The organism is Flavobacterium sp. WG21, assembly GCF_000335775.1.
GTDB lineage: Bacteria > Bacteroidota > Bacteroidia > Flavobacteriales > Flavobacteriaceae > Flavobacterium > Flavobacterium tructae.
Genome location: NZ_AMYW01000061.1, coordinates 1 through 6,636 on the forward strand (window position 1 = coordinate 1; position 6,636 = coordinate 6,636).

Here is a 6,636-nt window from a genome sequence, read left to right on the forward strand (position 1 = left end):
TGATTCTTTTCAGGGTCTTGCAGGTAGAAAGGTGCTCTAAATGTGACAAATAACCCGGGGTGGCATGCAGGTGGGTTACACTGTGTTCTTTCAATAGGTTGATAAAATCGGTCGGATCAATGATACGCTCTTTTGATGCGCCTATCAGGGTGGCTCCGCTAAGCAAAGCCAAAAAGATCTGTTCCATTGACGCATCAAACGCGTTATTGGAGAATTGTACGATACGATCGGACGCATCAAACCCGAATTCTTCTTTTTGGTTTAGGATATAATTCACCAAACTTTTGTGCTCGATCATTACGCCTTTGGGCTGTCCTGTGGAACCTGAGGTATAAATGACATACATGAGGTTCTCCGGAGTCAAAGAAATAACAGGTAATGTGGTTGGATAATTGTCCTGACGGGAGATGAAATTCGCCAATAACTTCTCGTCAATAACAACTTTACAGGCACTGTCTTGCTCGATATAAGCAATTCTTTGCTCCGGATACCCCGGATCTATAGGAACATAAACACCGCCGGTTTTCAATACGGCCAAAAGGGAGGTGTAAATCCACTCGCTGCGCTCTAATTTTACAGCAATAAGGTCTTCTGTTTTTATTTCATACTCCTTCAATAAATAATGGGCCAACTGGCTGGAAAGCTCATCTAGTTCTTTGTAAGTTAATGATCTGTTTTCAAAAACTACTGCTACGGCATCAGGGGTTTTCCCGGCTTGCTGCTCGAACATTTCAACGGCTGTAGCTTCTACTATTGCTTCTGCTTTTGAAGTGCTAAAATCTTCCAAAAGGATCGCTTTCTCTGAGCTTGAAATGTAATCCAAACTTGCCAGTGATTGCGCAGGGTTTTCAACAAGAGCCTCTAAAACTTTAAGGTAAGCTTTCAGTACACGTTTCATTGTGGCATACTTAAAGATCCCTGCATTGTAATCCCATTCTACCGAAATTCTTCTGTCCGGTTTATTATCTGTTAAAGAATCGATTTGTTCGTATACGGTATTGACAACAACACTAATATCAAATCGTGATGTTTTATTGTGCCCGTTCAAAATTTCGATGTCCGCATCCAGCAAAGACATGCTTTGTAACGGAACGTTTACAAAACTAAACATGTATTGAAATAACGGATGCAGATTTAAACTCCTTTCCGGATTTATTCTTTCTACTACTTTTCCAAAGGGGGTATCATCATAAGAATAAGCATCCAGGCAGGTTTCTTTCACCTCGTTAAGTACCTCTGTTAAGGAATTTTCATTGCTAAACGTAGTACGTAATGCAATTGTATTTACAATCATACCTAAAACTTCCTGAAATTCTTTATAACGTCTGTTGGCAACTGCTGTCCCCACAGAAATATCGGTTTGATTGCTAAATTTATGCAGCACTATTTTAAAGGCTGCGAGCATTGTGATAAATAATGATACGTCTTGTTTTTCGGAAAACTGACGTAGTTTTTCGGAAAAATCTAATGAAAATACATGCTCTATCGTACCGCCTTTTTTCACAGTAGTTTCCTCTCTTTCGAAATCTAAAGGCAACAACAATCCGTTAGAAAAACCTTCAAATTTGTTTTCCCAATAATCCAATTTTTCGCTAATAACACTTTCGTTCAGACTATTTCTTTCCCAATACGCATAGTCTTTAAAAGTAACTTCAGGCTTCTCTGCCACAAAATCAGGATCTCTTTTTAATTCATTATAAATATCAACGAAATCTCTAAACAAGATTCCCTGAGTCCATCCGTCTAAAATTAAGTGATGCTCACAAAATACAAGTACACTTTCCTGATCGGAGAACTTTAATAATTCTATTCTAAAAAGCGGTCCTTCTTCAATTTCAAAAGCACGGTTCTCTATTCTTTCCAGACTATCGGCAATTACTTTTTCTTTGTTTTCTTTATTTTTTATTCCGGTATAATCTACAACCGGAATGGTATACCCAAATGGAGGTAGTATTTTTTGATAAGGCTTACCTTCCTGATTCACAAAAACAGTTCTTAAAATTTCATGTTTTTTGATCAATTTTGCAAACGTTTCTTCGAGTGCAGCAACCTCAACAAAACCTTTTAATTTCATTGCTCTTGATACGTGATAAGAAGTATCGGCACTATTCAGCTGATTTAAAAACCATAATCTTTCTTGTGAAAAAGACAATGGATACAACTCCTGCTCAGGAGCTTTAATATTTTGAACTTCTTTTTTGTTTAAAGTAGGAACCAGTTCACTGATTTCTTTAATGGTAGGAGATTTGTAAAAATCTCTTAACGACAATTCAATTCCTTTTTGATCACGTAAACTGCTTATAAACTGATTGGCCAATAAAGAGTGCCCTCCTAATTCGAAAAAACTCACGTTTACATCAACCTGATCAAGGCGTAATAATTCCTGCCAGATTGAAGCGATCTCTTTCTCTTCGGGTGTTACCGGCAATTGAACTGCTTCTGCAATGTTTATAGTTTTAGGTTCCGGCAAACTCTTAATATCAATTTTTCCGTTAGGAATTAAAGGAATAGCATCTAAGATTACAAAATGCGTCGGAATCATAAATTCCGGTAAATGAGCTTTTAAATCAATTACTAAAGAAGATATATTGATAAAAGACTCGTTGGCTACTAAATAAGCAATCAGAATAGGCATTCCTCCCACTTCGTTAATACACACATAACTGTCTACCACATATGCATTTACTTTTTGTATGGCCTGTTCTATTTCTCCTACTTCAATACGATATCCTTTGTAACTAAGCTGACTGTCTTTTCTGCCATAAAAAATCAAATTATTGTCTAAGCTCCACTTTCCTAAATCTCCGGTTTTGTAGATACGCTCTCCATTTATATGGATAAAGGCATTAGCTGTCAATTCTTTTTTATTGAGATAAGAAACTGCTAAACCTAAACCGGAAAGTCCAATTTCTCCAATGGCACCTTTTGGTAATATTTTTGTTCCGTCTAACAGGTATACTCCTCTATTGGTAATTGGTTTCCCGATAGGAAATGAAGTATCTGTTTCATTCACTTTATAATAGGTCGCACATACTGTACTTTCTGTAGGACCATAGGTATTGTATATATCATAACTAGCTGTAAGCTGATCTACCTGGTGTGGTTTTAACGTATCGCCTCCGCTAATAATGGTTTTAAAATTAAAATTGTAATTTTTATGATTGTCATTAAGATACTGAAGCACAAAAGGATTCGTACTCAATAAAGTAATTCCAAAACGTTCGCAATCTTTCAGTAATTCATTAAAATCTTTTGTATCATGAGCAATCACTAAATTCCCTCCCACCGATAAAATCGGGAAAATTTCTTCTACAGAAGTATCAAAAGCAGTAGAAGCCTGCTGTAATACAATATCTTCTTCAGTAAGATTAAAATAAGTACCGAATGTAAGCACATAATCGTATAAAGAAGCGTGATTGATAACAACACCTTTAGCATCTCCTGTTGAACCGGAAGTATAAATAATATAAGCTTCATCTTCAGGTTTCAAAGCAACAGGAATATAGTTTTCCGCTATTTTATGCTCTTCCAGAATACGATCTATATTGTATTCTTTGTCTTCTGAAATAGAATTGGAAAATGAATCTGTTAAGATAAAACCTAAGCCGGCATCTTTTATAATATAGTGTTTTCTTTCCTCCGGATATGCATTATCAATAGGTACATAAACAGCTCCCGTTTTTAAGGCTGCCAAAATTCCAATAATACTTTTTTCAGATCTCGAAAGCATCACCCCTACCTTATCTCCTTTTTTAACGCCGTTGGACTGTAAATAGGAAGCTATGATATTAGCACGTGCATCAAGGGTTTCATAAGTTAAAAAATTAGTTTGACAAGAAACCGCTGTTTTTGAACTATAGCCCGCTACAGCAGCATTCCAAAGATTTAAGAAAGTCTGTTCCGGTCTTTTTACAACAGGTCCTTTTGAAATCGCTTGTATTTCTTCTAACTGTTCTTTACTCGAAATTTCAATCTCGGCTATAGCAGTATGATTGGTCTGCTGTAATTCTGTCAATACTTTTCTGAAAGAGGCAATCAGCTGATTGGCTTCAAATTTTGACACATATTTTTCATTGATATCAAATCTAAAACTAAGATCTCCATTGATCCCTTCAAAAACGTGAATAGAAATAGGATCTTCTTCACTGTCATTAGACAATGGATGTATGCTGGCTTTATTCCCCGAAAATTCAGATTCGTATTGCATGCGCTCGTATGACAATCGTACATCATAAAGCTTTGAAGTTTCCTGCGGCAGATTTCGCAGGATGTCGGCCTGCTGGAAACGCTGATGCCTGTAACAGGTAAAAAGTGTGGTTCTGATTTCTTTTATAAAATCGCTTACAGATGCTGTTGTTTCTAACGTCAGTTTTAACGGTAACATGCTCAAAAACGGTCCGAAAGTATTTTTTTCGGCAGCATTTTTTCGGTTCAAAATAGGCATCCCTAAATTGACTTCTTCCCTGTTGTAATACTTAGACAATACGATAGAGAAACAGCCCAGGAGTAAATGAAAAATACTCAGTCTTTCTGTTTTTACAAACGACCATAAGGCTTCGTTCTCTTCCTCTGTAAGTGCAATTTCGATATTACAGTGGCCTGCTGATTTATTGGTACCCGTGTAGATCAAAGAAGGCAGATCTTCGTAACGGCCTAACCAGAAGTTTTTATCAATAGAAAAATCTTCCGAAGCTCTGTACGCATTGTCTAATGCGATAAAAGATTCGTAAGACAGTTTGTTTTTTCCGATACATAAATCATCATACACCACAGTGGTGCCCAATTGCTCGTAAATTCGTTTTACTTTATTGAACAATAACTGAAATGAAAAACCGTCAGAAATGATATGGTGAAGTTTAGAATACCAGATATACGATTCAGGAGCCACTTTAATAAGCCACATTTTGTACAGCTGTTTGTCCTTTTCGATATCAAAAGGAATTACAAAATCTTTCCCGATCATCTCAATCGCTTTTGATTCTTCCCAATCTTCGATACAGGTCAAGGCCAAATCACTGTTTGCTTCCTGAATGGAATATACAGGAAAACCACTCTTTTCTTCAAAAACAAAAGAAAAAATATCGTTTTCTTTAATCAGAATATTGAATGCTGTTTTAAAACGCTCCACATCAACACTTCCGTTAATAAATGCATAACCGCCAATATTGTATTTTGGTGATTCATTGTCAAGTATCTGATCAAGCCAGATATATTTCTGAACATTTGTGACATTATTTTTCATAAGTCTGCTTTTTATAATTTGAATAAATACCGAAAACGTAAGGTTATCGTACCATTTTGATTTGTAGTATGGATAAAAACAACCACCCCCCGATTTCACTACAGAGGGTAATTGATAGTATAGTAAGATTTATAGGGTGTTTTTCCTTTGAGAACAAGGAAATGAGGAGTTTAAAACCTATGCCTTTGCAAAGACGTTTTCTTCCGGATTGGATAAATACGACAAAGGTATTATCGCTGATATATTCTGGCGCAATGAACTTAATCGTACGCTGATTCTGTGCTGATTGTCGACTCTGAAAACTTCACATTCCAAACCTGATAGTTCGCCATGTTCGATTTTAAGTTTATCGCCTATTTTTGGCAGTGCCGATTCGACTTGAACATCGGTGATGTCTTTTCCCTGGGTAAAGAGTTTGATATAAGCGATTTCTTCTTCGGAAACTTTGCCGTATTCTTTGCCGAAAGACAAGTAGGAACAACCGCTCTCTACATTTAAAGCATCATGAAAGTCTTTGTTGTTTTTAATGTTTACAAAAACATAACTGGGAAATAAGGGAATTTCAATTTTCTTAGTTCGGTCACTCCATTGTCTAATGCTGGTGGCCATAGGTAAAAAAGCTTCTAATTTTTTTTCCATTAATTCTTTGTAGACTTTACTTTCATGTCTGTACTTGACGTAAAGAACATGCCAACCTTGTTTTCGATCCATATTATTTGGTTTTTTTCGTCACCGGACATAGCTGCGCTATTACCAGTCACATGGTTATTTTTTTTAGATACGTTTTTTGGTTTAATAGCTTTACCTTTTTTACTCTAAAGTAATTTTGGTAATAATGTTTTTGTTGGAACTCTCAAGGTAAATTTTAATGCCTTTTGAGTGTGTGGTAAAAATCTGAAAGTTGCGAATCCAACTACTTATTTTTACTGAAGTAAATTTACAATATAGGTTTTCAAATGCTACTACACCAAAGTGTAGTTCAATTGGTTAGCGTTAAATACTACCTTATTGGGTAGTTTATAGTTTACAGACGAAAGCTCAAAATCTTCCGGTGTAACCAAATGTTTGTTCTCGTTGTAGAAAGTAATAAGACCATTATAGGACATCGATACAGGTATTGTTTCTGATCCCAGGTATTCGATTGATTTGCCCACAATTTTTGCTTTTATGCCCATTAGGGTTAATACGCGAAGCAGTTTAGCGTCGATTTCGGCAAAGGCCATATTGTCTTTGTGTTTGCAAACCGGTGCAATGGCACAAACCAATAGTTTTTTTAGCAGGTTAACATCACGAACGCCTTTTTTAATGGCAAAACGTCCAATGTGCCAGATTTCATTGATGGCATCTCCTTCTGCACATAAGAAAGGATTGATCCCAAACATTTTTTGAATGGG

General features: G+C 36.2%; 3 protein-coding genes. All 3 read right to left on the reverse strand.

Annotated features, from left to right (window positions below):
- The coding region (locus C245_RS0122360; protein ID WP_017498840.1) for a non-ribosomal peptide synthetase at positions 1-5,242 on the reverse strand (5,242 nt) is incomplete at its 3' end.
- A 177-nt stretch (positions 5,243-5,419) separates the two neighbouring features.
- Positions 5,420-5,953: a UpxY family transcription antiterminator gene (locus C245_RS0122365; protein ID WP_017495544.1), complete on the reverse strand. Its 534-nt coding sequence runs from the start codon at positions 5,951-5,953 to the stop codon at positions 5,420-5,422.
- Positions 5,954-6,204: 251 nt separating this feature from the next.
- Positions 6,205-6,636, reverse strand: a 432-nt coding sequence (locus C245_RS23450; protein WP_017495545.1) for a hypothetical protein, incomplete at its 5' end; no start/stop codon positions are given.

Bases quoted from the DNA above. Each gene is read 5' to 3' on its own strand.
- C245_RS0122365 (WP_017495544.1), bottom strand. From the start codon at position 5,953: ATGGATCGAAAACAAGGTTGGCATGTTCTTTACGTCAAGTACAGACAT.